This is a genomic window from Shewanella sp. SM68 (genome assembly GCF_025653925.1).
In the GTDB taxonomy this organism is placed as follows: Bacteria; Pseudomonadota; Gammaproteobacteria; order Enterobacterales; family Shewanellaceae; genus Shewanella; species Shewanella oncorhynchi.
Genome location: NZ_JAKKRU010000017.1, coordinates 1 through 24,914 on the forward strand (window position 1 = coordinate 1; position 24,914 = coordinate 24,914).

A 24,914-nucleotide genomic window follows, 5' to 3' on the forward strand; every position below is an offset into this window, starting at 1 on the left:
GTCGTACGAAAAGCCTTAGACAGAATACAGATACTTGATAAAGTTTGAACTCAAACAAAGCAAATCAGCTTTCCGAATTATTATTAACGTGAGCCAGCGATGGACACGGTAATAAGCAGAATTTGCTTGGTGACAATAGCCTTGTGGAACCACCTGATCCCATCCCGAACTCAGAAGTGAAACGCAAACGCGCCGATGGTAGTGTGGGGTCTCCCCATGTGAGAGTAGGTCATCGCCAAGCGCCTAATTATCTCATTGAGATGTAACGAAGCCAGCTGAATAAGCTGGCTTTTTTGCATCTGCAATTTGTAGAAATTAGTCCATTTTTCTTTCAACTTGCATGTTTCTCCGCTATTTTTACTCACCAACTCACTTGTCGCTCTTAGGCTTCCTCATTTCGTTCTTGCCCTAGTCCTATTGCTTAATCCTGCGCATAACTAAGAGGCTAAGGTTTTCTGAGGTAATACTGTTACGTATCTCTCAAGGTAACTGTTCGAGACACAGATCGTATTGTCGGGCACTTCTCGGCGTTGATACCAAGGCGGATATTTAAGTTGTCAAAATGGATGATTTAATTTGTCTAGATTGAACCCATTCCTCTTCTTCAATCAATGCCTTCAGAACGACATTCCTTTTTATCTTCTCTCAGAATCAAATAGCAGTGACTTGGATTGTTAAATTTGCATATTTTTTCACTTGGTTTATTCCTATGCTCGTTGTTTTCAATTTAGGAATCATTTTTAGCCTAAGACATCACTTCAGCTTAAATCCAACATTATGTTTTTTTCATTATGGAATATTGAATTAATCGCTCGATTTATGAGGATTAATAACTTGTCGCCTGTAGATTTACTTAATATTGGTAAGACCAATTTACACTGATATGGTTTTTTTGTTATCAATTGGTTATGTTCGTAGCAGGTTGAGTTCAGCTGGTTTTCTTGTTGTGTGATTAGTTAGCTTTAAAATGTGATTTTTTATTCGATTTTTTCTGATTGGTGATTGCTATGTGTCTATTTACGGAAGAACCATAGTTTGTGAGCAGTTCATTTGATGAATTTTGAACTTGTAATGCGATAGCGATGATTTTGGGGCAATCGCGCTGTTGATAGGGATCTAGAGCGTAAGGGGGAGGGGAGCTATGGAGGATGTAACGCAATCTTTATTGGATGCCGTTGGCATTATGTTTTTGGGGATGGGCTTAGTTTATTTATTTTTAAGTGTACTAATCCTTGGGATTCATTTGGTTGCGCGTTGGTGTGCAGTCGATGCTGCATCTGCACGTTTTGCTAAAAATCATGCTAAGAGTCAGCAGAGGGTAGCGCAATCTGATGCTAAACCTTTAGAGCCAAGTTTGGTCGCTGCGATTTCACTAGCGGTAAAGCAGTATCGTTCACAGATTAAGTAATGGGGAGCAGTATGACTTTTGTATCTAATTCTACGACAGCAGTGGCTAAGCCATTATTTTTAACTGATGTCGTATTGCGGGACGCACATCAATCCATTTTAGCGACGCGCTTACGCATTGATGACATGTTACCTATAGCGCCGTTACTCGATAAGATTGGTTTCTGGTCGTTGGAATCTTGGGGTGGGGCGACTTTTGATGCCTGTATTCGTTATCTTGGTGAAGATCCCTGGGACAGAATTCGTGAGTTGAAAAAGGCGATGCCGAATACGCCGCAGCAAATGTTGCTGCGTGGCCAAAACTTATTAGGCTATCGCCATTATGCCGATGATTTAGTCACGCGTTTTGTTGAGCGTGCTCATACTAATGGCGTCGATGTATTTCGTATTTTTGATGCAATGAATGATGCTCGTAATCTCGAAACTGCGGTGAAAGCGGTGCGCCAAGTTGGCGGCCATGCGCAGGGTACTATCTCATACACGACTAGCCCTGTGCATACCATAGAGACTTGGGTTGATATGGCAAAACGTCTCGAAGATATGGGATGTGATTCTTTGTGTATCAAAGATATGGCGGGCTTACTTAAGCCTATGGAAGCGTTTGAGCTTATCAGTCGACTAAAATCCCAAACGCAACTCGTGTTATCTATGCATTGTCATGCGACGACAGGATTAAGTACCGCCACTTATCAGAAAGCCATTGAAGCGGGTATCGATGTGCTCGATACGGCAATTTCGTCGATGAGCCAAACCTATGGACATACTGCTACTGAAACCGTTATCGCTATGGTGGAAGATACTGAGCGTGCGACTGGTTACGATATGGTATTGCTTGAGGAGATTGCCGCTTATTTCCGTGAAGTACGCAAGAAGTACGCTAAGTTTGAAGGCGCGCTGAAAGGCATTGATTCGCGGATCTTACGTGCACAAGTGCCTGGTGGCATGCTGACCAATATGGAGAGCCAACTTAAGGAACAAGGCGCGGCCGATAAGATGGACTTGGTCTTGGAAGAAATTCCCCGCGTGCGTGCTGACTTAGGTTTTTTGCCCTTAGTGACACCTACATCGCAGATTGTCGGCTCGCAGGCGGTAATCAATGTGCTAATGGGTGAGCGTTATAAGTCACTGACTAAAGAGACTGAAGGCGTGCTTAAGGGCGAATATGGCACGACACCTGCGCCAGTCAATGCCGCATTGCAAGCGAGAGTCTTACAAGGAGCCGAAGCCATTACATGTCGCCCTGCTGATTTATTAACGCCAGAGCTGGCTAAATTACGGCTTGAGTTAGCTGATAAAGCACAGGAACAAGGCATTCGCCTATCGTCAGAGCATGACGATGATGTGCTGACCTATGCACTCTTCCCACAGATAGGATTGCAGTTCTTAAAGAATCGTGACGATCCGAGTGCCTTTGAGCCTAAACCTGAATTGACTTCGGTACTTGCTGCTTCTAATGCTGCGGATCGTGGCCCAGAAACTTACACGGTAACAGTCGAAGGGCAAGAGTACGTAGTTGAAGTCGCCGCAGGCGGTGAGATCTCGCAAATCCAGCCACAGGGACAAAGTGTTCATGCTATGCAAGCTGTGACTGATAGTACAACGCCAGCAAAAAGCCATGGTGAAATCAGGCTTGAAATGAGCGCGCCTTTGTCGGGCAACATCTTCAAAGTGCATGTTTCTCCAGGCGATAGAGTGTGTGAAGGCGATGTCGTGATCATCCTTGAGGCGATGAAGATGGAAACCGAAATTCGTGCACAGGGCGATGGCATTATCGCTAAGATTTGGGTGAAAGAAGGTGACTCAGTGTCTGTGGGTTCTCAATTACTGGCCTTGGCGTAGGAGTCATAATGGAAGGTTTAATGGCTTTTTGGGCCGAGACAGGTATCGCTCACTTTACTGGCGGGCAAGTGTTAATGATGGCAGTGGGCGCTTTGCTCTTGTATCTCGCCATCGTGCGTGGATTTGAGCCTTTGCTATTGTTGCCCATTGGTTTTGGTGCAGTGCTGGCTAACATTCCCCATGCGGGATTTACCGAAGAAGGTGGCATGCTGTATTACGCCTATCATGTGGGGATTGAGACTGGGGTGTTCCCACTGTTGATCTTTATGGGCGTCGGCGCGCTGACCGACTTTAGTGCCTTGATCGCGAATCCTAAAACTCTGTTATTAGGGGCGGCTGCGCAGTTTGGGATTTTTGCGACACTGATTGGCGCAATAGCGCTGAACTTAGTGCCGGGCTTTGAGTTCACCATGAAGGATGCGGCGGCCATTGCGATTATTGGCGGTGCTGATGGACCGACGGCGATTTTCCTCGCCTCCAAACTGGCGCCTGAGTTATTGGGGGCGATTGCGGTCGCGGCCTATTCCTACATGGCACTAGTCCCGATTATTCAACCGCCGATCATGCGCTTACTGACAACCCAAGCTGAGCGCGAAATTAAAATGGAGCAGCTGCGCGAAGTCAGCAAGAAGGAAAAGATCATTTTCCCTTTGATGGTGCTGGGATTAACGATCCTCTTTTTACCTGCTGCCACGCCGTTAGTGGGCATGTTTTGCCTTGGTAACTTGATGCGTGAATCGGGCGTGGTGGATAGATTATCGAAAACGGCGCAGAACGAGCTTATCAATATCGTTACGATTTTCTTAGGTCTAGCTGTCGGTTCTAAGTTATCTGCCGACCAATTCCTGCGACTGGAAACCTTAGGAATTTTGGTATTGGGAGCTTTAGCATTTGGCATTGGTACTGCTGCAGGTGTATTGATGGCAAAACTGATGTGTAAGTTGTCGGGTGGTAAGATTAATCCGTTGATTGGTGCCGCAGGGGTGTCGGCTGTACCTATGGCAGCACGAGTCGTGAACAAAGTTGGATTAGAGGCCAACCAACACAACTTCTTGTTAATGCACGCCATGGGTCCCAATGTGGCGGGAGTGCTAGGTTCTGCTGTGGCTGCGGGGATTTTACTTGCCGTGCTGGGTTGATGACAGAGTGGCTTGACTGAGTGGGTAAATTTAGCGGGTTTATCTTCGAATTTATTCTAGTCGTTAACGCTGTTTTATCACTAAGGCCAACTCAGTATTGAGTTGGCTTTTTGTTAAGTCACTAATTTAGGAAATGAATCCTTGGTATTAACCTAAGCCGTTAACCAGAGTAATGCCATAAGGATTAAAATCAGCCCGCCACCTATACCGATAATGTAGATAAAACCTCGCCGGCCTTGTTTTAGCGTGAGTTTGTTGGCTTTTAAAAATAACGCCCAAAACAAACATAGGATCAGCGGGATAAGGAAGAGTCTCGTCATTGTCTGTCCTGCTAAAGTGTGAGTTAGAGTAGTTTTAGAGTCTAACAGCTTGATCTTAGTTGAGTAACCTATTTTGCAGTTAATAGAGACTGTCGAAGTCGATTGTGGTCTCTAAAGCCAATAGATCAAAGACTGTTTGCAGGATAATAAAAGAGACCGCCGAAGCGGTCTCTTCATTTACATCATCTGCGTAATTTACCTAATGTTACTAATGGCTTAGCGCAGTGGCTTCGATCCAGTATTGTTATTGCTACGAACTCACAGGTGTAACGTCTTGATTGTCGTTCGAATAGAACTGTGCTTCATCGAGTTCATTTTCGGATTTACCAATCACAACAGCAGTCATCATATCGCCCGTTACGTTAGTTGCTGTGCGGATCATATCGATAATACGGTCAATTGCGGCGATAAAGGCAATGCCTTCAAGTGGCAGACCAATCACACCTAAGGTGACAGTTAACATCACCATCGCACTTCCTGGTACGCCAGCGGTACCAACAGAAGCTACGGTCGCAGTCACGGCGATCATCACATAGTCCAGTGTATCGAGCGGAATATTGTAAATCTGCGCGATGAAGATAGCGGCTATCGCAGGGTAAATACCCCCACAGCCGTCCATGTTCATGGTCGCACCTAATGGCATCACAAAGGCACTATAACGTTTTGATACACCCATGGTTTCGACTGCGCGGGTGCTCGCAGGTAAAGTACCGAAACTTGAGGAAGTACTAAAGGCGACTAACTGCGCTGGCATAGCTTTGCGGAAAAATTGCAGTGGGCTTAAACCACCGACAAATTTCACTAAGCCACCGTAAACAAAGATGATGTGGATAAAAGCGGCAATGTAGATAGCCCCGATAAACTTACCTAAAGGCAGTAGAGTCGATAAACCATATTCACCCACAACCCATGCCATTAAACCAAACACACCGATAGGAGTGAGTTTTAAGACCATGCGAGTCAGTTGGAACATGACTTCAGCACCTGCTTCAATGGTGCGTTTTAATGGCTCTGCTTTCTCGCCGACTTTATTGATAGCGATACCTACCAAAGCTGCAAACACGATAATTTGCAGTACCTTGCCTTCAGCGAGTGAAGCAAAAGGATTTACAGGGATCATGTCGAGCAACACTTGTGCGAAACCGGGAATATTACGCTCGCGCACTTCAGTCGTTGTGAGTTGCATGGTGCCACCCATGTCGATCATTGAGCCCACAGCTAAGCCGATCAGAGAGGCGATTGTGCCTGTCAGCATGAACATACCCAAAGTTTTCAAGCTCAGGCGTTTCAGACTGGTTTGCGAGTTGAGCGATGTGATACTCACGACAATGGCACAAAATACCAAAGGCGCGACCAACATCTTAATGGCCCCAATGAACAGATCACCTAATGGTTTTAGCACTGTGGCGCTTTCACCTAAAATAACGCCAACGAGCGCACCTAAGATAAAGCCTGCTAAGACTTTTTGCCAAAACGGAATGCGGCTAATGGTTTGAAGGATCATGCATATTCCAGAAAAATAAATTAAGAGTGAGCCAATAGGCCTGCGATGATAGGATTCGTATTTAACGAGTTGAGCGTGATGTTAACGCGCTCTCAGTCATGCGCATGGTTATTGCCTGCCATAGTTAACCATTGTATCGACAGAGCTAGGGTTATAACAAACCGTTTTTCTTATAACTTATTGTGATAAGTGAGTTTGTTGTAAAAAGATTAAGTGAAACATTCAATTAACCCATGGCAAACCTCATCGCATTGAATACAAAAAGAGAGATTTATCATTGAGTAAGCCATTATGACTGAGTTAGGTATTATGTTCTCCGGCGCTTTTTTAGCGGCCACTTTGTTACCGGGGGGATCTGAAGTCTTACTCATGGCGCTATTAAACAATACCCCAGAGGCTTGGGTTGCGCTAGTCGTGGTGGCCAGTATTGGTAACACCTTGGGCGCGATGACCAGTTTCTACTTAGGCCGCTTAGGTCGCCTCGCAAAATCACCAGAAGCGTTAGCGACAGGTAAACACGCAAAGGGGCTCGCCTTGATTGAACGCTACGGCGTATGGGCGTTGTTACTCTCATGGGCACCAGTTGTCGGCGATATTCTCTGTTTATTGGCGGGTTGGTTGAGGCTACCGCTAATACCTTCTTTGGTGATGATTTTAATCGGTAAAACAATTCGTTACTTAATTGTTGCCGCTGCCGTGCTGCAATGGATGGCATGATGGCGCTAGGATGCATTTAATGGTCAAGGGCGGGGAGTGTTTTTCCGTTTAGACTGAATTTACTGTATAGATAGGAACTTAGTGTTAATTTTGCGAGTCATAAATCCCAATGCTTAATCATTTAAGCGCACTATGACTAAACGCAGCACTATGATTATGAAGCTGTATTTTTGGCCCATTGATGTATGAGGGGAATGTTTTGAAGAAATGGATATTAGCGGTCGCAATTTCTGCCGCACTTGCGGGTTGTGCATCTGAAACGACTACGGTGAACTTGCCCACAGGCGTTAAACTTATCGAAAATGTGCAATTGGCCGATTCGCAAGTAGGGATCCCCTACAAAAAGTACCAATTAGCCAATGGGTTAACGGTTATTTTACATCAAGATGATTCCGATCCCTTAGTGCATGTCGACGTCACTTATCATGTGGGCTCTGCCCGTGAATTAGCTGGGCGTTCGGGATTTGCGCATTTATTTGAACACATGATGTTCCAAGGCTCGCAGCATGTTGCCGATGAACAGCATTTTGAAGTGGTTACCGAAGCCGGTGGTACCCTAAATGGCACGACCAATACCGACAGAACCAATTACTTTGAGACAGTACCCAACAATCAATTAGAAAAAATGTTGTGGCTCGAGTCGGACCGTATGGGCTTTTTGTTGCCGGCACTCACTAGTGAAAAATTCGAAGTGCAGCGCGAAACCGTCAAAAACGAGCGTGCACAACGTATCGATAATCAGCCCTATGGCCGCATGAGTGAGCGTTTTAGCCAAGCTATGTATCCTGTCGGTCATCCTTATTCTTGGCCTGTAATTGGCTGGCCGGACGATCTTAATCGCGCCACGGTTGACGATGTTAAACACTTTTTCCAACGTTGGTATGGCCCTAACAATGCGACCTTGACCATAGGTGGCGATTTCGATGAAATGCAGACCTTAGCCTGGGTGAATAAATATTTTGGTGAAATCCCCCGCGGTCCTGAAGTCTCATTAGAGCAAAAGGCGCTGGTTAACTTAGATAAAACGCGTTACATCTCCATGGAAGATCAAGTGCACTTGCCTTTGATCCGTATTGGTTTTCCAACCGTATACGCTAGACATTCAGATGAGGCCGCGCTCGATCTGTTGGCCAATATTTTAGGTGGTGGGAAAACATCCTTATTATATAAAAACTTGGTTAAGGACGGTTATGCCGTGCAGGCTAATGTGAGTCATCCTTGTCAAGAGCTTGCGTGTCAGATGTCGATTTATGCTTTAGCCAATCCTGAAAAGGGCGGCAAACTGGCGGATCTGGAGCAACGTATCCTCGACTCGATTAAGGAGTTTGAGCAACGTGGCGTTACCGATGACGATTTGCAAAAAGTCAAAGTGCAGTTTGAGGCTGATACTATTTATAGCCTGCAGAGTGTTTCTGGCAAAGTGTCGACCTTAGCGATGAACCAAACGCTGTCGGGCAATCCGAACATGATTGCCTCAGATCTGAATCGTTATGCCAATGTGACCAAAGACGATGTGATGCGTGTGTTTAAGCAATACATTAAAGATAAACCTATGGTGGTTATGAGTGTGGTGCCGCAGGGAATGACGTCACTTATTGCCCATGCGGATAACTTCACGCCTGCAACGTTGCCGATTGCACACTCTGCGGTAGAGGGGGATTTGCCCAAGCCTGAACTTGTTTCAAGTTTTGATCGGACTAAGATGCCTGCATCTGGCGTTGCACCTATGCTCAAAGTACCTAAAATTTGGACAAAAACCTTAGCCAATGGCATCGAAGTCATGGGCACTCAAAGTACTGAAACACCAACAGTTGAGTTAATTGTTTATCTCAATGGTGGCCACAGACTCATACCCGTCGAAAAAGCAGGCTTAGCAACGCTGACTGCGGAAATGCTTAATGAATCGAGCCAGAAGCGCAGCAGTGAAGCACTATCACAAGCCTTAGAAATGCTAGGTAGTAGTGTCGACTTTAGTGCGTCTGAATATCAAAGTTCGATCAAAGTATCGGCTCTGACAGCACATTTAGATGAGACGCTGGCGATTATGGAAGAAAAGCTGTTTCAACCAGCATTCAGCGAAGCTGACTTTGCGCGAGTGAAACAGCAGCAATTACAACAGATCCAGCATATGCAGTCCGATCCTAGCTATCTGGCTGATACGGCGTTGTCGTCTTTGTTATACGGTAAAGACAATGCGTTAGGTGTGAATGATCTCGGCACGCTCGATTCTGTCGCGGCGCTTACGTTAGCCGATGTAAAAGCGTTTTATGCCCAGCAGTATCAAGGCGGCAACGCTAAAATTGTCACTGTTGCTAATTTATCTGAATCTGCATTGCTGCCTAAATTAGCGGGATTAAACCAGTGGAAAGGAGAAGCAGCTGTGGTACCGCCACTTAAGCCACTCCCTGCATTAAAAGGCGGCACAATTTATGTGATTGATAAACCTGGTGCGGCGCAATCGGTAATCAATATTGCCAAGCGCGCATTACCTTACGATGCCACAGGCGATTATTTTAAATCCTATCTGATGAATTATCCGTTAGGCGGCGCATTCAATAGCCGTATCAACCTAAATTTACGTGAGGATAAAGGTTATACCTATGGTGCTCGCACTCGTTTTACTGGCGGTGCTGAAGTGGGCGATTTTGTCGCATCAAGTAACGTTCGCAGTGACGTGACGGCGAAAGCACTCATTGAGTTTGTAAAAGAAATCAGTGCTTATCAGCAGCAGGGCATGACAGATGCTGAACTTGCCTTTATGCGTAATTCAGTCTCTCAAGGGCAAGCTCTTGATTATGAAACACCGTATCAAAAAGCGGGCTTTATGCGGATGATCCAACGTTACCAATTGAGTCAAGATTTTACGACTCAACAGGACAAGATCATTAATACTGTAACAAAAGATGAACTCAATGCCCTCGCGGCTTCCGAGCTAGATATCAATAAAATGGTGATTCTGGTGGTGGGAGATAAAGCGACAATTGAAGCGGATTTAGCGGTATTGGGCTATCCAATTGAAACTTTAGTATTGTAAATTAGTATTTCGCCCTTATATAGGTAGATAGACGGGTGCATTAGTTAACGACTATTTGCCCTATATTTACCGGATTTACATCGAAAGACGGTGACAGCATTAGCTGTCACCGTCTGCTTTTAATCATACAAGGTGTGAATTTGGCTTGCCCCACAGACAGGTTTAGATTTATTTTGAGGCATATTTCGCAAGATAAGCCTCAAAATAAAGGTCTGACTGTTAACCTTGTCGCGATAGCGAATCACCAATTAGAGAAGCGCAAATTGAAGTCATTCAATGAATTAGTACAACATCTCTCGGACGCCAATGGGCGCACCGCACTCTTGGGTATGTTACGTGGCATAGAACGTGAGGCGTTGCGGATTGATGAGTTTGGTTATCTCGCTACAGACTCGCATCCCGAAGCCTTAGGCTCGGCGTTAATGCATTCACGTATTACGACGGATTACAGTGAAGCCTTGCTCGAGTTTATTACGCCAGTAAATCACAATGTTGAGCAACTTCTCACAGGGTTAACTGAGACTCATGCCTTCAGCGTGCGCCACTTAAATGGTCAGCGTTTGTGGCCCGTGAGCATGCCTTGCTATGTGAAAGATGAGCAACAGATCCCCGTTGCCCGCTATGGCTCATCGAATACTGGCATGATGAAAACCTTGTATCGTAAGGGGTTAACCTATCGTTATGGTGCCCTGATGCAGATCATCTCTGGGGTGCACTTTAACTTTTCGGTATCGCAAGAATTATGGCAAAGCCTGTATGAGTTAAGTGATAAAGAGTTAACTTACGATGATTTTATTTCAGAATCCTATTTCGGCTTGATCCGTAACTATCGCCGTTTAGTGTGGGTACTTCCTTATTTATTTGGTGCCTCGCCAGCGTTATGTAGCTCCTTTATTAAAGATCAAAAAACCGACCTCAAGTTTGAAAAAACGGGCCATGGAACTCTGTATCTGCCCTATGCCACTTCGTTGCGTATGAGTGATTTAGGCTATACCAACAAAGAGCAAGAAGATCTAAATATCAGCTATAACTCTTTGCCTGAGTATCTGGCTGGCGTGAATGCTGCCACTAAAATGCCTTCAGCAAACTTTGCTAATATCGGCGTTAAAGTCGATGGTGAGTATCGTCAACTTAATGCCAATGTATTGCAGATTGAAAACGAGTTCTACTCGCCAATCCGTGCGAAACGGGTCACACGTAGTGGCGAGAAACCGTCTGAAGCTTTGGCCCGTGCTGGGGTGGAATACATTGAAGTGAGAGCGTTGGATGTTAATCCATTTAGCCCAGTTGGCATTGAGGCGACACAAGTACGTTTCCTCGATTTATTCCTACTCTATTGTTTATTAACGCAGTCGCCTAAGTCTGAGGCGAGCGAAGAGGCGAGATTAAGCGCGAATCTTAAAGCTGTGGTGCTTGAAGGCCGTAAACCTGGGCTTGAGTTATTAACTGCAGACGGTTCACGTTCGCTTAAATCTTGGTTAGAAGAGTTGTTTGATGCCTTGCAACCTTTGGCAGTATTGCTTGATGGTGAGGGGACGGATTATCAAGTGGCTTTGGCCCATTGGCGTAAAGCGGCTGAAGATCCGAATTTAACCCTGTCGGGACAAGTACTGCAAAACGTGATCAACAAGGGCCAAGATCATGGTCAGTGGGTGATGACGTTAGCGCAGCAATACTATCAATACTTTATCGATTATCCCTTGTCGAGCGAGACCATAGCGCAGTATCAAGCTGAAGCATCCAGTTCGCTTAACAAGCAAGCTGAACTAGAGGCGGCGCAGAGTGCAGTTTCATTCGATGATTATCTGGAAGATTACTTTGGAGTGAAGCTGTGAAAGAGGGGGTATTCTCTTTCACTGGCCTACGTGCCCGCGTAGCTTTGATTGGGTTTAGTGCCTTGTTATCTGGCTGCGCCGCGTCACCTGAAGATCCACTGGGCTGTGGTACTGTGTCGGGTTATTTGCAGCCAGATGCCAGTACTCACTGGTATCGAGTGGTGGTGACCCATTTAAACGGGCAGGCAGTCGTTTCTAAGCCTAATTATCAGTTAGCGCCTGGCGAATATGAATTTACCGTTGCGGAGCTGATTGATGATCCAAGTTTGTCAGTCACGCTTGCCGCGCGGACACCCAAAGTATTCAAGCTCAATGTCGAAAGTCATCAGCGTTATCATATCGGTGCGTTATTTCACACCGATAAGCGCTATATGGGTAAAGACACTGCGTATTGGGAACCCGGCGTGTGGCAGCAAGAAGATCATGAGTGTCAGTTTGAGCTGAGTCCCGAAACGAAATAGCCAAAGTGTTAAGCTCAAGTGGTAAGCCAGCTGCATTCGATTTAAGTCATATTGATTTAGCCTCTAGTGCTGAGATCTTCTAAGCACAAAAAAGGCTTTTTATGCTTGCCTCAGCCTGAGTCTATGACATCATGGCGCGAGCTAACTCTCCAAAGAACATGATATTAATGAATAAATCCTCCGCTATCTTACTCTGCGCAAGTCTCGGCATCTTGTCAGGTTGCGCGACATCTCCGCCTAAGTCTCCCGAAAATTTGTGTGAGATATTTCAAGAACACCGAGATTGGTACGATGCAGCTAAAGATGTCCGTGATAAATGGGGTGTGCCAGTGCATGTGCCGTTAGCTATGATGTATCAAGAGAGCTCATTCAAGCACAATGCCGCGCCACCGATGGAATACTTTTTAGGTTTTATCCCTATTGGCCGTGCCAGTGATGCCTATGGGTATGCGCAGGCTAAGACCATGACGTGGGATGATTATGTGCGTGAGACGGGAAACAGTTGGTCGAGCCGCAGTGATTTCGATGATGCCTTGGATTTTATGGGCTGGTTTATCAGCAAAACCCATAAGATAAATGGCGTATCTAAATGGGATGCGCGGGCGCAGTATCTTAATTATCACGAAGGCTGGGGCGGTTATCGCCGTGGCAGTTATAAATCTAAGGCGTGGTTAGTGAAAGTGGCGAATAAGGTGGATGAAAGGTCGAAACGCTACGCGGCTCAATATAAAACCTGCCAAGAAGATTTAGATTCATCTTGGCTGTGGCGTTTATTTTTTGGTTAGGATTACGTTTTTATATCATTGTTAGCCACTTAAGTGAGAATGGCTGACTGTCGGTGTTCAATTTAGATATTTAATCGAGATAGCTAATTGAGATAGCTAATCGAGATAGTAAACTCAAATCTTAAACTCAGATATTCAACTCCGACGCTTACTGATTGTTGATATTAGCCTTTTGACATCGGCTGCAGCACCATACTTCAATTGATTTATTGCGCTTTCACTGCGAAGGTTTCTAATGCCTGAATGGCTTTTTTCTTCGCACGCTTTTGCTCATACATAGCATGATCTGCAGTCTTAAAGGATTGATACCAATCGGTTTCAAACGGCGCAATACCAAAACTAAAACCTAGGCTAAGCTCTGAACCTTGATTCAAGGTTTTGCGCATATCATCTAAGTCCTGTTCAATTTGAGCTAACGGCCCATGGCATAAAGCGACAAACTCATCTCCACCAAAACGGGAAATAATGCCTTTATTTTGCCAATAGGTGAGCATGGCGGTGGCTGTTCGCTTGATGGCAACATCACCCATCTGGTGCCCATAGGCATCATTAATGGACTTGAGATTGTCCATATCGATAATAATTAAAAAACTGCCTAAGTGAGGTTTGTGCTGCCAGTGGTGCAGTTCATCTTCAAAATTCTTTCGATTATAAAGCCCTGTTAATGGATCAAAATTGGCAAGTTTAGTGATCTGCAGTGACTTCTGATAGAGCGCAATGGCATTGCTAGCTTCGTGAGTTAGGATAGAGACAAGATTGCGGTCGTAATCGCTAAAGGCGCCAATGCTACTGCTATCGAGATTGAGCATGGCATACAGTTTGCCATCAATACGAATAGGGCTAGACAGGGTTGAGCGTATCGGCTGCTTCGACACTGAGAGTAACACTTTTTGATCATCTTCCGTTAAAGTGCTAGCCGCATTGATATTCTTCATATCATTGATGACCACCACTTGATCGCATCTCCCTTCAGTGAGTCGATATTCAAAAGTTTGCTCTAAGGTAAAATCCAGTTGTCTGAGCTTTGCTAAATCGAGCCCCACGACAGATTCAAAATACAGTTTATTATTCACCTCGTTGATTTTAATGATGCTGCCCATTTCGGCACCATTAATCACGTACACGGCTTTATTGAGTAAGGCGTCCAGAAAGGCATGCTCATTTTTATAATGACTCGAGAGATGGGCGAGTTCATAGATGGCATCGTTGATGGTGACGACTTGCTCTAAATGCTGCCATAGTCGAGTTAAACGACCCTGATGTAAATAGTAAATTAGGCTGTAGGCAAAAATATAAATGATGCAAACAAACAGTAAGGGCAGGATAGTCCAATTTTCTGTGGATGCATTAAAGATAAACAGCAGGATGAATAGACATATCGGCACTATAAGCAGTAGCAGATGATAGCGATAATCTAAGCGATCTATGGTCTTACGTTTGAAATTATCCCTTAATTTCACTCGACTATTCCTTTATCTGTGTCATTGCTAGTAATCATTGAATGCTATACATCACTAACGTATTCACACTGAGTTCAGTTAAGTATATAACGAAAATTGAAATATAAACTGATATGAAACTGTGAACAATTTCATATCAGTGATTTTGGTACGAAATACTGAATTAACGCGAATTTTCTGCGTATTCGGCCAATATCCAAGCTAATGGTGCTTGGTATTGGATTGGCATCCAAGTTTGCAGTGCGGCTATGCTCTGGTTGAGCACAGTTTGATTTGGCACTGATAGGTTTAAATGTCCGACTTTACGACCCGGGCGAACTTCTTTGTTGTACCAGTACAACTCAGCATTGGGCAAACTTAACCAGCGAGGGTCATTATCGATACCGATAAGGTTGACCATAACACACTGAAAATTCACTTGTGGCTGTGGGATCGCAATTCCGCAAAGTGCTCTAAGATGCAGCTGGAATTGATCCATATGGGTTCCGGCTTGAGTCCAATGGCCAGAGTTGTGCACTCGCGGCGCCAGCTCATTCACCAGTAACTCATCGCCAACACGGAAGCATTCCATTGCCATTACGCCAACGTATTCAAGCTCGTGCATAATAACGCTGAGCATAGTTTCGGCTTGGGCTTGCAAGGGGGTTAAGCGTGCTAGTGGCGAAATCGACGCCATTAAAATGCCGTCCTGATGTAAGTTCAGCGTCAGCGGATAAAACACACATTCGCCTTTGCGAGTACGCACGCCAACCAATGATACTTCTTCATCAAAATTAATCGCTTGCTCAGCAATCGCAAGGTTACGCCAATCGTTTGGAATATCACCCGCTTCGGCTTCTTTTAGCCAATGTTGACCTTTACCGTCATAACCCCCAGTACGGCGTTTCATCAAGACTCTAGGACCATAGTGCTGATACAGGGTATCGACTTGGGTGTTATCGTCGACTAAGGTCCAAGGCGCCGTGGGAACGTTGAGCTGGTCGAGTAGACTCTTTTGGCTAAAACGGTCGGCTAAACGGCTAAATACCGGACCATTAACAAAATGGGGGTGTGAGCTGAGTTGTAAACTCAGGGCGGACTCTGGCCACTGTTCGCGCTCGGCGGTAATAATGTCGTGGGGCGCGAGTGGCAGAATGTCATCCGAAGGCGTCATGATATCGACGGCGTTAACTTCAATCGCTAATGGCTCACCAGCGTGGGTCAACATGGCGCCCAGCTGACCATTACCTAATACCCAAACCTTAGGTTTAGTGTTTGTCTGGGTCATTAGGCTTCCCTCGGGTCTGGATTGTCCAATACCGCACGGGTCTGTTCTTCTCTGAAAGTGTCAACACGAGCCGCTAATTCTGCATCGTTATTCGCAAGGATTTGGCAGGCCAATAATCCCGCATTGAATGCGCCCGCTGTACCTATGGCTAAGGTGCCGACGGCGATGCCTTTTGGCATTTGAACGATGGATAATAAGCTATCCATGCCGGATAGGGCTTTACTTTGGACTGGTACACCTAATACGGGTAAGCGAGTTTTAGAGGCAATCATACCGGGTAAGTGCGCTGCACCACCAGCGCCACCAATGATGATTTTAAAACCACGTTCGGCGGCAGAGGCTGCAAACTCCATGAGTTTATCTGGCGTTCTATGGGCGGAAACCACTTCAACATGATAAGGCACTTGCAGTTTATCCATTATCTCAGCGGCGGCTTCCATCGTGGGCCAATCACTTTTAGAACCCATAACAACAGCAACAAGGGCTTGCATGATAACTCCTTAACTCACTAATTTTAATTATATTTTGACCTTGTTTCAGGTCTAGGTACAGTTGATGCTTGTCTCGCCGTCACCGGTAGCTAGCATCATGGCGCTGAATAATACCATGATCCTAGCGATTTCTGCCCGTTTTTGCGTGTGAAAAAACGTCTTTCGCGGCGATGAATAGGTGAGGTGATGGAGCAATAAAAAAGACCAACACTGAGGTTGGCCTTTGGCCTTTGGCGTTAGTTTGCAGTGATAAGCAGCTGATATTGGGTTGCAAGGTTTACAGTATTTGCTTATCCGTAGTGATTTCTGTTTGCTGAGTGATGACTGGCGCTTCTGTCATGGCTTCACGTAGGGTCGAGTAAAACTTCAATACACCTTCAATTGGCTGGATCTTGGCTCTTGCCAGCGTTCGGATGGGCTGGAACTGCAGATCGGCGATAATGAGCTTAGTCTTATTCGCTTTGCATTTTTCAATCAGCTTCGTCAGTGCGGCTAATCCTCCCGCATCCAGAATAGATACTCCATCGAGATAAAGCACTATCACTTGTTTATCTTCGGTGAGACTCGCGATTTCGGAGAAAATGCGGTCAGCAGCAGCGAAAAATAGCGGCCCGTTAATTTTGAGGACAGCCCAATCGGCAGGTAGCTCTTGATCCACATAACGCTTGTTGGTGCTGATATCGTAAAGCTTTGTCATCTCAGCAATTTCTTTCATAAACAGCAAGGCAGCAAGGATAATTCCTACACTGATGGCGATCACCATGTCGAAAATAACCGTTAATGAAAAACAACTGACAAAAACCATGATATCGCTGGTGGGCGCAGTTTTAATTAAATGCAGCGCTTTGTGGGCTTCACTCATGTTCCAAGCCACAACAAGTAGCAGGGCTGCCATGGCTGACATGGGCAAATAAGCTAATACGCCCGCTAAGGCTACTAAACCAATTAAGACTACTATGGCGTGGATCATGGCCGCTATCGGGCTCTGAGCGCCCGCTTTGACGTTTGCCGCGCTACGGGCAATTGCTGCAGTGGCCGGAATACCACCAAAAAACGGCGTGATGATATTACCTATACCTTGCCCTAGTAATTCACTGTTGGCACTGTGGCGTTTACCTGTCATGCCATCGAGCACCACTGCACAAAGTAGCGATTCAATTGCGCCTAACATGGCAATGGCAAAGGCGGCAGGTAATAAGGCTTGAAAGGTCGCGAGATTAAACTGAAACGCTTGGCCATTCGCGCCAGCTTGCAGCCAAGGCCATTCGAAACTGGGTAATACGGCAGGAATTCCCATGCCTGTGGTGCCATCACTCAGTTGATAGTGAAAACGGGTTCCTATGGTTTCTATATCTGCACCCATGGCATTGAGAACCAAGGCGAACATAGTGCCGAGTATGATTGCCGGAAGGTGTGCTGGCACGGGTGTTTTGAGTTTTGGCCAAAGTAGCATAGTCGCTAAGGTCGCGGATGCTACCAGTAGGCTAGGTAAATGCACCGAGGGTAGCGCTTGAGCTAATGTCATCAACTTAGCCAGATATTGCTCTGGCATCTGGGCTATCTCGAGTCCGAAAAAATCTTTGAGCTGCAAGGTAGCGATGACGACACCTATCCCCGCGGTAAAGCCTAAGGTGACGGATTCAGGGATATACAAAATTAATCGGCCAAGTCGCAGCATTGCCATGCCGACGAGTATCATTCCGGACATCACAGTCGCGATTAATAATCCTGCTAAACCAAACTGTTGGGCTATCGGATAGAGCAATACTACGAATGCCGCTGTCGGGCCTGACACGCTATAACGTGAGCCGCCAGATATGGCGATAATAAAACCGCCGACAATCGCAGTGTATAAACCGTATTGAGGTGCAACTCCACTGGCAATGGCTAATGCCATTGCTAACGGTATGGCAATAATGCCGACAGTGAGACCTGCAAGAAGATCTTGCCCAAAACGTTTAAACGAATACTTATCCTTCACGCAAGCTTCTGTGAGTGCGTGGGCGATTCTTAGGGAAAACAAATGAGCTGAGTGTGACACGAGTGGGTCCCATAGCGAGGCGAGTAACAAGCTTCTATTTTAGTGACCTGATACAAGACGCAGTGTGAGCTTGATTGCAAAAACGATTGAAAATACTTTGTTTTGTATAAATAGTGTGCTTGGAGGCTGTTTGATTCTCATTTAAGAGTGGTTTGTAAAATATTTTGATACTTTAACCCTTTTAGTCATTTGCGCCGTTTACAGCCTTAGGTCAACATCAAAGGCATTCAACATGAAAACAATATACTCCCAGAAAACCATTGCACATTCCTTATTATCTTGGGGAAGCGTCAGCATATCGGCGAGCAATAGCGCAGCTTTATTCTTAGTCATGCTGAGTTTAACGGCCTGTGGCGTTAAAGGCTCTGAGGCTCAACAACGACAAGCGGAGCTGCAAGCCGAACAGAGTCATAAAGAAGTGTCACTGCGCCGTGCTGAAATGCGTGATGCTACTCAGATTGAGATGGCCAGAGTCGCGGCGCCGATGCAAATGTCTACCCATGGTGCAGTGATGGGAATGAACATAGCCCCAATGCCGTCAGACTATGCCGCGATTCCGTTAGCACAAAATAAATTCGAGCCGCTGGTGCAAAATGGCATCATGGTGGCAGGAGAAATCCCAGTATCGACTTTTTCCATCGATGTCGATACTGGCAGTTATGCCACCTTAAGGCGGATGCTTAGGGAAGGGCGCTTGCCTGAGAAAGGCACTGTCAGAGTTGAGGAAATGCTCAATTATTTTTCCTACGATTATCCCTTACCTGCTAAAAATGCCGCGCCGTTTAGCGTTACGACAGAGCTTGCTCCATCCCCTTATAACGATGACATGATGCTGTTACGGATTGGTCTTAAAGGATATGACTTACCTAAATCTCAATTAGGCGCGAGTAACTTAGTCTTTTTGCTCGATGTGTCAGGTTCTATGGCATCTGCCGATAAATTGCCTTTACTGCAAACTGCACTCAAGTTGCTGACGGCGCAATTAAGCGCGCAGGATAAAGTCTCTATTGTGGTTTATGCAGGGGCTGCTGGTGTAGTGCTCGATGGCGCGTCGGGGAATGACACTCAAACTTTAACCTATGCGTTAGAGCAATTGAGCGCAGGTGGTTCAACCAATGGTGGGCAAGGAATCACACAAGCCTATCAATTGGCGAAAAAGCATTTTATCCCCCATGGTATTAATCGAGTCATCCTCGCGACGGATGGTGATTTCAACGTTGGTATGACAGATTTTGATGATTTGATTGCCTTGATTGAGAAGGAAAAAGATCATGGTATTGGCCTGACAACCTTAGGGTTCGGTTTGGGAAATTACAACGATCAACTCATGGAGCAATTAGCGAATAAGGGCAATGGCAACTATGCCTATATCGATACCCTGAATGAAGCTCGAAAAGTGCTGGTGGACGAGTTAAGTTCAAGCTTGTTCACTATTGCTAAAGACGTCAAAGTGCAAGTGGAGTTTAATCCGGCCTTAGTGTCTGAGTATCGTCTAATCGGTTATGAGAATCGTGCTTTAGCACGGGAGGATTTCAACAACGATAAGGTGGATGCGGGCGAAATTGGCGCGGGTCATACAGTGACTGCCTTATATGAATTAAGATATGTTGAAGCAGGGCAGATGGCGAATGATAAACTCAGATATGGCGTTGATGCTCAAACGGGGCAAGAAAAATACAGCCGTGAAGAAATCGCTTTCCTTAAACTGAGATACAAGCTGCCAGAGCAAACACAGAGTCAGTTACTGAGCTATCCCATCAGGTTAGACCAAAATGTTAAGCTGTTAGAACAAGCGAGTGATGATTTTAGATTTGCAGCAGCGGTTGCAGGATTAGGGCAATTACTGAATGGCAGCCATTATCTACATCAATTTGATTATACTAAGTTAAGCCAGTTAGCACGTTCGGCATTAGGGGACGATCCTTTTGGATATCGCCATGAGTTTGTGCAATTAATGGAAACCGCCGCGGCCATAGAGCAATCTAGTCATGTGCCGATTAAGAAGGTATTCGATGGTACGGATAAACCTTTTCCTCCCCAAGATAAGCTTCATGGCGAGCCAGTGAGAGACAAGAGCAATACGCGCAATGAGAGATTACAATAGTAAAAGTAAATTCGTGGGGCTAACCCCAATGATGAGGAATTTCCCGTGGCATTAGCAATAGCGCAATTATCAAACCATGAGCACTCAGATGAGCAATTGATGTTGTGCTATGCCAAGGGCGATTCAAAAGCATTTGAACAGTTATACCTGAAGCACAAAGGTGCACTCTATCGCTATTTTGTACGCCAGTTAGGTGATAAGCAGTTAGCTGAAGATTTGTATCAAGAAACCTGGGGGCGGGTGATCCGCGCTGCGGCTAACTATGAAGCCAGTGCTAAGTTTACTACCTGGTTGTATCGTATCGCTCATAACTTATTGATTGATCATGTTCGGGCGGTTAAGCCCGTGGATTTAGTCGCTACTGATGAAGATGATGCAGGACTCGATACTTTTGTGGCGGGTGAGCAAGATAAGCCCGATGTGCAGTGGCAAGAAGCGCAAAAGAGCTTATTGCTAAAGACCTGTATCGCACTGTTACCCCAAGTTCAGAAAGAGGCATTTATCCTGAATATTGAAATGGGTTTTACGGCTGCCATCATTAGCGACATTGCGGGCGTGACCTTAGAAGCGACTAAAAGCCGTATTCGTTATGCTTACCAAAGCCTAAAAGATTGTGTCAGCGCGAAATGGCAGGAGGCGGGTCATGAGTAATTCTTCAAGTGCTGATGAGCGCGCATTACAACAGGAAGTGCTGGCTTGGTATCGCCAGCAGGCCTTAGAGGTTCCACCGCAGCAACTCGATCAAGATATCTTACAGCTGGCGCAAACTCACTTAGCTGAAATGCATCAAAGCAAAATAACCGCCGTTGAAGCGCCAAGTTCTGTCTGGCGACGCCATCCTTGGGTGTTATCGAGCGCGGCATCGTTAGTGCTTGTTGTTGGTCTGCTGGTGCTGAATCGACCTCAAGTCGAAGATACACTTGTTCCAAGTCCTATGGTGATGAGTGCCCCCGCGCCACAAATGATGGCAAGAATGGCTGATACTGAAGCGATGCAATCTTTAAAAATGCAAACAGAAGCCGTGGCTGAACATAAAAGACAGACGGAAATGCAGCAAGCTAAAGCCGCATTGGGAGCAACTGAGCAGCAGGATGCAATTAGCCCCGCTATCGCTGCAAGGTCTATGAATGCACCAAAATTATCTGAGTCTGCTGAAATCAATCAAGTGTCATTGACTGAGTATTTACATCGGTTACAAGTCCTTATCGAAGCGAAGGAGACTGAGCAAGCATTCGTGCTGGAACAAAAACTGCTCAAGGATTACCCGTATCTTGCAGTTAAGGATGTCGATGAAGCGCAGCTAATCGAATCGCAGCAAGTATTAAGACTTGAGTTTAAAAAGCTACAACAGCAATTACATCAGCTTGCCAAATGACTATGTGGTTGTGGTATTTACGAATAAAAAAGTGATTAGAAATCGCAAAGTGGTGAGATAAACAGCTAAATTTCCCTGAAATATGCCGAGACGTGCTAATGTTTGTGGTCTGTTTACTGTTTGGTATGTGATTTACTTGATCAACATCATAAAGTGAACAGGTTTTAGCCTGTTATATTGGTGTTAGTTCACGACTTGGCTAGTATCAATAGTCAGACCCATATTCAGGAGGCATTATGCTTAAAAGACTCATGCATGATCATAAACATATAGCTGTATTGCTAAATGTTTTAAAAAACAAGCAGATGAAACTATCCGAAGGTGAGTCAATCAACTTCAGCGTCGTGCGCGATATTGTTGAATATATGCAAGGATATGCTGAACGTTGCCATCATCCCATTGAAGACATTATTTATGCCTACTACCTAGCCCATAAAACGAACGATACTATCGATAAATTGAGTGCCGAACATGAGTCGGTGATCCAATCCTCGGCCACCTTGATGGCGACTTTAAACTTGATCCTCAGTGATATTGTGGTTGCACGCGAGAAACTGATTGTTGATTTTGCAGAGTATGTCGCATTGCAAGAGCGACATATGCAGATGGAGGAACGGGAAATATTTCCTTTGTTAGCCAAAAGTTTAACTGAGCAAGATTGGCAAGTTATTGAGTTAGAGTGTCAGAAATCGCTGATCGATGATCCTTTGTTTCTTGACCGAGAGCAGAAAGAATTTGAAGATTTACGGGTTTATCTCACAGCGTCTGACTAATACTCTTTAGTTTATTGGGCCCATGTTGTCGGCTTAAGCTGGTGTTTTTATACGGCTGAGGAGCACATTTTTGATTCTGGCGGCGATGTCTCGTGAGCCAAAGTTGGTTGGGATTTGTAAAGTATTATCGGAGTCGATGATGTTCGGTGCCATCGTAAGCTACTGTTGTTGATTTATTTTTTAAAATTCCTGCCCGTAAGACTATATCCCGCTTATATTCTGTTTGCTCCAATAGTTGTAAATAAAAAAAGCGCCGAAGGGCGCTTTTCTATTCATGTTTGAAATGATAACTAGCTCATATAAACATGTAATTACAACTGGATAGCATCAATATCGTAGTTAAAGTTATTATCGATTTCTTGGAGTTCTTTGAGCAAACGATGCTTATCTTTTAACGCTTCGATCTCACGCCATTTACGCTTTTTATTGGAGCCTCGCGAACGATCGGGTCTTTCAACGACTTCATCTAGCGCACAACCATAATCTAAACGATCCATGGCAACCTCCTGTTGTTGTATGTTTTGTCAGCGATTAAATAACATATTTTTAAAACAGGGTGCAAGAATTATGTTTCATTTGTGTTAAGTTGAAATGAACTTTGAGTGATATGTCATTGATGTTATATGCAGAAGTAGAGCGGAGTTAAGTAGGAAAATTTAATAAAAAGAACGGGGTAGAATTAAAAAGCCAGCAATTGCTGGCTTTTTGTTCGATTAGATTTTGCCTTGTCGATAAAGGTTAATCAATGCGTTGCTTGAGGCATCTAAAGCATCGGAATCTTGCTCTGCGCCAATGCGTGCTAACACATCGTTACCGAGATTCTTACCGAGTTCTACACCCCATTGATCGAAGGAGTTGATATCCCAAATAGCACCTTGAACGAATGTTCTATGTTCATACAAGGCAATTAAAGCGCCTAGGGTACTTGGTGTGAGCTTATCCATAAGTAAGGTATTGCTCGGCTTGTTACCAGGCATGACTTTATGTTGAGCGATCAGCTGCTTCTCTGTGGCGGATAATGCGCTATTAGCAAGTTCGGCTAAAGCTTCATCAAAAGTACGACCTTGCATTAAGGCCTGGGTTTGACCGAAGCAGTTTGACGCTAATTGGTCATGGTGCTCACCGATAGGATTATGGCTTTGCAGCGGCATAATGAAATCGGCAGGGATCAGTGCGGTACCTTGATGTAATAGCTGGTGGTAGGCATGTTGGCCATTAGTGCCTTCGCCCCCCCAAATGACGGGACCTGTGCTGTAGTCAACATCAGTACCATTTAAGGTGACTGACTTACCGTTACTTTCCATATCGAGCTGCTGGAAGTAAGCGGGTAGGCCTCGCAGATAATGATCGTAGGTTAATACGACATGGGACTGAGCATTAAAGAAGTTTCCGTACCATAGGGAGAGTAATCCCATGATAACCGGCATATTCTCAGTCAGTGGCGCTGTGGCGAAGTGCTCATCCATCTGATGCGCACCCGTGAGTAGAGCCCTGAAGTTATCCATACCGATCAAAAGTGCAATCGGCAAGCCAATCGCTGACCAGAGAGAGTAACGGCCACCAACCCAATCCCACATAGGAAAAATATTGTTTGCATCGATACCAAAATCTGTCGCTTTTGCTACGTTTGAAGTGACTGCGACAAAGTGTTTTGCCACATCAGACTGCAAACCGCCTTTCGCCAGGAACCAGTCTCTTGCGGTGAGGGTATTAGTTAAGGTTTCCTGTGTCCCGAAAGATTTGGATGACATGATGAACAAGGTCGTTTCAGGATCCAGTAACTTCAGCTTTTCACTAATAGAAGTCCCGTCGACGTTTGCCACAAAGTGACAATTTAATTCGGGGTTCCAATAAGGGCGCAACGCTTGAGAGACGATTTTGGGGCCTAGGAAAGAGCCGCCAATACCAATACTTACAATATCGGTTATCGCTTTACCTGTGTAACCTTTCCATTGACCTGACGTCACTGAGTTCACAAACCCTTGCATCTTATCTAGAGTTTGTTGAACTTCAGGAACTATGTCTTGACCCTCGGCAATAATCGATTGTTCTGCAGTACTGCGAAGCGCTGTGTGCAGTACGGCGCGCTTCTCTGTGGTGTTAATGATTTCACCTGCAAACATCGCTTTGATTTTTGCTTCAAGTTGGCTATTGCTTGCCAACGCAAATAACAGATCCAGCGTTTCCGCTGTTGCTCTGTTTTTAGAGTAATCCAGTAATAAACCACAGGCTGATAGCGACATTTTATTGAAACGTGCCGCGTCAGTTGCAAACAATTCCCGCATATGCGGAACATTTTTACTGTGTGCTGATAAAGCTTGCCATGTTGAGCTTTGGGTCAAGAGTGTCATTTCACCGTCTC

20 protein-coding genes and 1 rRNA gene are annotated in these 24,914 nt (G+C 45.2%); 13 read left to right on the plus strand and 8 right to left on the minus strand.

The window, feature by feature from the left end:
- The first annotated feature begins 125 nt into the window (after positions 1-125).
- The 4 genes from rrf to L5M40_RS20520 all read left to right on the plus strand — a co-directional run bounded on the left by rrf (position 126) and on the right by L5M40_RS20520 (position 4,385).
- Positions 126-241, plus strand: a 5S ribosomal RNA gene (gene rrf / locus L5M40_RS20505).
- Positions 242-1,141: 900 nt separating this feature from the next.
- Positions 1,142-1,408, plus strand: a complete 267-nt coding sequence (locus tag L5M40_RS20510) for an OadG family transporter subunit (protein WP_113941635.1) — start codon at positions 1,142-1,144, stop codon at positions 1,406-1,408.
- Positions 1,409-1,419: 11 nt separating this feature from the next.
- Positions 1,420-3,246 (plus strand): sodium-extruding oxaloacetate decarboxylase subunit alpha, encoded by a 1,827-nt coding sequence (gene oadA / locus L5M40_RS20515; RefSeq protein ID WP_263148958.1) that lies wholly within the window; start codon positions 1,420-1,422, stop codon positions 3,244-3,246.
- Positions 3,247-3,254: 8 nt separating this feature from the next.
- Positions 3,255-4,385, plus strand: coding sequence for a sodium ion-translocating decarboxylase subunit beta (locus L5M40_RS20520; protein WP_028760946.1), 1,131 nt, complete (start codon positions 3,255-3,257; stop codon positions 4,383-4,385).
- A gap of 152 nt (positions 4,386-4,537) precedes the next feature.
- Here the strand turns inward: L5M40_RS20520 and L5M40_RS20525 are convergent, their stop codons facing one another.
- Positions 4,538-4,705, minus strand: a complete 168-nt coding sequence (locus tag L5M40_RS20525) for a hypothetical protein (protein ID WP_168823570.1) — start codon at positions 4,703-4,705, stop codon at positions 4,538-4,540.
- Positions 4,706-4,955: 250 nt separating this feature from the next.
- The gene (locus L5M40_RS20530) at positions 4,956-6,209 is read right to left on the minus strand and encodes a dicarboxylate/amino acid:cation symporter (RefSeq protein ID WP_173246311.1); all 1,254 of its coding nucleotides are present in this window, start codon (positions 6,207-6,209) and stop codon (positions 4,956-4,958) included.
- Positions 6,210-6,500: 291 nt separating this feature from the next.
- Between L5M40_RS20530 and L5M40_RS20535 the strand changes: the two genes are divergently transcribed.
- The 5 genes from L5M40_RS20535 (at position 6,501) to L5M40_RS20555 (ending at position 13,041) form a co-directional block, all read left to right on the plus strand.
- A complete protein-coding gene (locus tag L5M40_RS20535; protein WP_212601275.1) occupies positions 6,501-6,926 on the plus strand; it encodes a YqaA family protein in 426 nt (141 codons plus the stop codon).
- Positions 6,927-7,107: 181 nt separating this feature from the next.
- On the plus strand, positions 7,108-9,960 hold the full coding sequence (locus tag L5M40_RS20540) for a M16 family metallopeptidase (protein WP_263175566.1): 2,853 nt from the start codon (positions 7,108-7,110) through the stop codon (positions 9,958-9,960).
- Between the two features lie 173 nt (positions 9,961-10,133).
- Positions 10,134-11,795: a glutamate--cysteine ligase gene (gene gshA, locus L5M40_RS20545; RefSeq protein ID WP_263175570.1), complete on the plus strand. Its 1,662-nt coding sequence runs from the start codon at positions 10,134-10,136 to the stop codon at positions 11,793-11,795.
- Positions 11,792-12,256 (plus strand): hypothetical protein, encoded by a 465-nt coding sequence (locus L5M40_RS20550; protein WP_263148965.1) that lies wholly within the window; start codon positions 11,792-11,794, stop codon positions 12,254-12,256. The genes gshA and L5M40_RS20550 overlap by 4 nt, the downstream gene beginning before the upstream one ends.
- 167 nt (positions 12,257-12,423) lie before the next feature.
- Entirely contained in the window at positions 12,424-13,041 is a 618-nt protein-coding gene (locus L5M40_RS20555; RefSeq protein WP_302479695.1) for a hypothetical protein, read from the plus strand.
- A gap of 206 nt (positions 13,042-13,247) precedes the next feature.
- Here the strand turns inward: L5M40_RS20555 and L5M40_RS20560 are convergent, their stop codons facing one another.
- The 4 genes from L5M40_RS20560 to dauA all read right to left on the minus strand — a co-directional run bounded on the left by L5M40_RS20560 (position 13,248) and on the right by dauA (position 18,300).
- On the minus strand, positions 13,248-14,501 hold the full coding sequence (locus L5M40_RS20560; RefSeq protein ID WP_263148967.1) for a sensor domain-containing diguanylate cyclase: 1,254 nt from the start codon (positions 14,499-14,501) through the stop codon (positions 13,248-13,250).
- Between the two features lie 163 nt (positions 14,502-14,664).
- Entirely contained in the window at positions 14,665-15,768 is a 1,104-nt protein-coding gene (gene purK, locus L5M40_RS20565; RefSeq protein ID WP_219252929.1) for a 5-(carboxyamino)imidazole ribonucleotide synthase, read from the minus strand.
- A complete protein-coding gene (gene purE / locus L5M40_RS20570) occupies positions 15,768-16,259 on the minus strand; it encodes a 5-(carboxyamino)imidazole ribonucleotide mutase (RefSeq protein ID WP_263175564.1) in 492 nt (163 codons plus the stop codon). The genes purK and purE overlap by 1 nt, the downstream gene beginning before the upstream one ends.
- A gap of 277 nt (positions 16,260-16,536) precedes the next feature.
- Entirely contained in the window at positions 16,537-18,300 is a 1,764-nt protein-coding gene (dauA, locus tag L5M40_RS20575; RefSeq protein WP_131525266.1) for a C4-dicarboxylic acid transporter DauA, read from the minus strand.
- A gap of 232 nt (positions 18,301-18,532) precedes the next feature.
- Between dauA and L5M40_RS20580 the strand changes: the two genes are divergently transcribed.
- The 4 genes from L5M40_RS20580 to L5M40_RS20595 all read left to right on the plus strand — a co-directional run bounded on the left by L5M40_RS20580 (position 18,533) and on the right by L5M40_RS20595 (position 22,552).
- Entirely contained in the window at positions 18,533-20,404 is a 1,872-nt protein-coding gene (locus L5M40_RS20580; protein WP_263175563.1) for a vWA domain-containing protein, read from the plus strand.
- A gap of 45 nt (positions 20,405-20,449) precedes the next feature.
- Positions 20,450-21,055, plus strand: coding sequence for a sigma-70 family RNA polymerase sigma factor (locus L5M40_RS20585; RefSeq protein WP_105249949.1), 606 nt, complete (start codon positions 20,450-20,452; stop codon positions 21,053-21,055).
- Complete coding sequence (locus L5M40_RS20590; RefSeq protein ID WP_263174636.1) at positions 21,048-21,779, plus strand: hypothetical protein; 732 nt, start codon at positions 21,048-21,050, stop codon at positions 21,777-21,779. Before L5M40_RS20585 ends, L5M40_RS20590 begins: the two co-directional genes overlap by 8 nt.
- 236 nt (positions 21,780-22,015) lie before the next feature.
- Positions 22,016-22,552 (plus strand): hemerythrin domain-containing protein, encoded by a 537-nt coding sequence (locus L5M40_RS20595; protein WP_105249947.1) that lies wholly within the window; start codon positions 22,016-22,018, stop codon positions 22,550-22,552.
- A 311-nt stretch (positions 22,553-22,863) separates the two neighbouring features.
- Here L5M40_RS20595 and L5M40_RS20600 read toward each other — a convergent pair whose 3' ends face one another.
- Together L5M40_RS20600 and pgi are read right to left on the minus strand one after the other, a co-directional pair.
- On the minus strand, positions 22,864-23,049 hold the full coding sequence (locus tag L5M40_RS20600) for a DUF3545 family protein (RefSeq protein ID WP_006080618.1): 186 nt from the start codon (positions 23,047-23,049) through the stop codon (positions 22,864-22,866).
- Between the two features lie 216 nt (positions 23,050-23,265).
- Positions 23,266-24,903, minus strand: coding sequence for a glucose-6-phosphate isomerase (gene pgi / locus L5M40_RS20605; RefSeq protein ID WP_219252934.1), 1,638 nt, complete (start codon positions 24,901-24,903; stop codon positions 23,266-23,268).
- Positions 24,904-24,914 lie beyond the last annotated feature (11 nt).

Coding starts and splice junctions, on each gene's coding strand:
- L5M40_RS20510 (WP_113941635.1), top strand. CDS start 1,142: ATGGAGGATGTAACGCAATCTTTATTGGATGCCGTTGGCATTATGTTT.
- oadA (WP_263148958.1), top strand. CDS start 1,420: ATGACTTTTGTATCTAATTCTACGACAGCAGTGGCTAAGCCATTATTT.
- L5M40_RS20520 (WP_028760946.1), top strand. CDS start 3,255: ATGGAAGGTTTAATGGCTTTTTGGGCCGAGACAGGTATCGCTCACTTT.
- L5M40_RS20525 (WP_168823570.1), bottom strand. CDS start 4,705: ATGACGAGACTCTTCCTTATCCCGCTGATCCTATGTTTGTTTTGGGCG.
- L5M40_RS20530 (WP_173246311.1), bottom strand. CDS start 6,209: ATGATCCTTCAAACCATTAGCCGCATTCCGTTTTGGCAAAAAGTCTTA.
- L5M40_RS20535 (WP_212601275.1), top strand. CDS start 6,501: ATGACTGAGTTAGGTATTATGTTCTCCGGCGCTTTTTTAGCGGCCACT.
- L5M40_RS20540 (WP_263175566.1), top strand. CDS start 7,108: ATGTATGAGGGGAATGTTTTGAAGAAATGGATATTAGCGGTCGCAATT.
- L5M40_RS20555 (WP_302479695.1), top strand. CDS start 12,424: ATGAATAAATCCTCCGCTATCTTACTCTGCGCAAGTCTCGGCATCTTG.
- purK (WP_219252929.1), bottom strand. CDS start 15,768: ATGACCCAGACAAACACTAAACCTAAGGTTTGGGTATTAGGTAATGGT.
- purE (WP_263175564.1), bottom strand. CDS start 16,259: ATGCAAGCCCTTGTTGCTGTTGTTATGGGTTCTAAAAGTGATTGGCCC.
- L5M40_RS20580 (WP_263175563.1), top strand. CDS start 18,533: ATGAAAACAATATACTCCCAGAAAACCATTGCACATTCCTTATTATCT.
- L5M40_RS20590 (WP_263174636.1), top strand. CDS start 21,048: ATGAGTAATTCTTCAAGTGCTGATGAGCGCGCATTACAACAGGAAGTG.
- L5M40_RS20595 (WP_105249947.1), top strand. CDS start 22,016: ATGCTTAAAAGACTCATGCATGATCATAAACATATAGCTGTATTGCTA.
- L5M40_RS20600 (WP_006080618.1), bottom strand. CDS start 23,049: ATGGATCGTTTAGATTATGGTTGTGCGCTAGATGAAGTCGTTGAAAGA.
- pgi (WP_219252934.1), bottom strand. CDS start 24,903: ATGACACTCTTGACCCAAAGCTCAACATGGCAAGCTTTATCAGCACAC.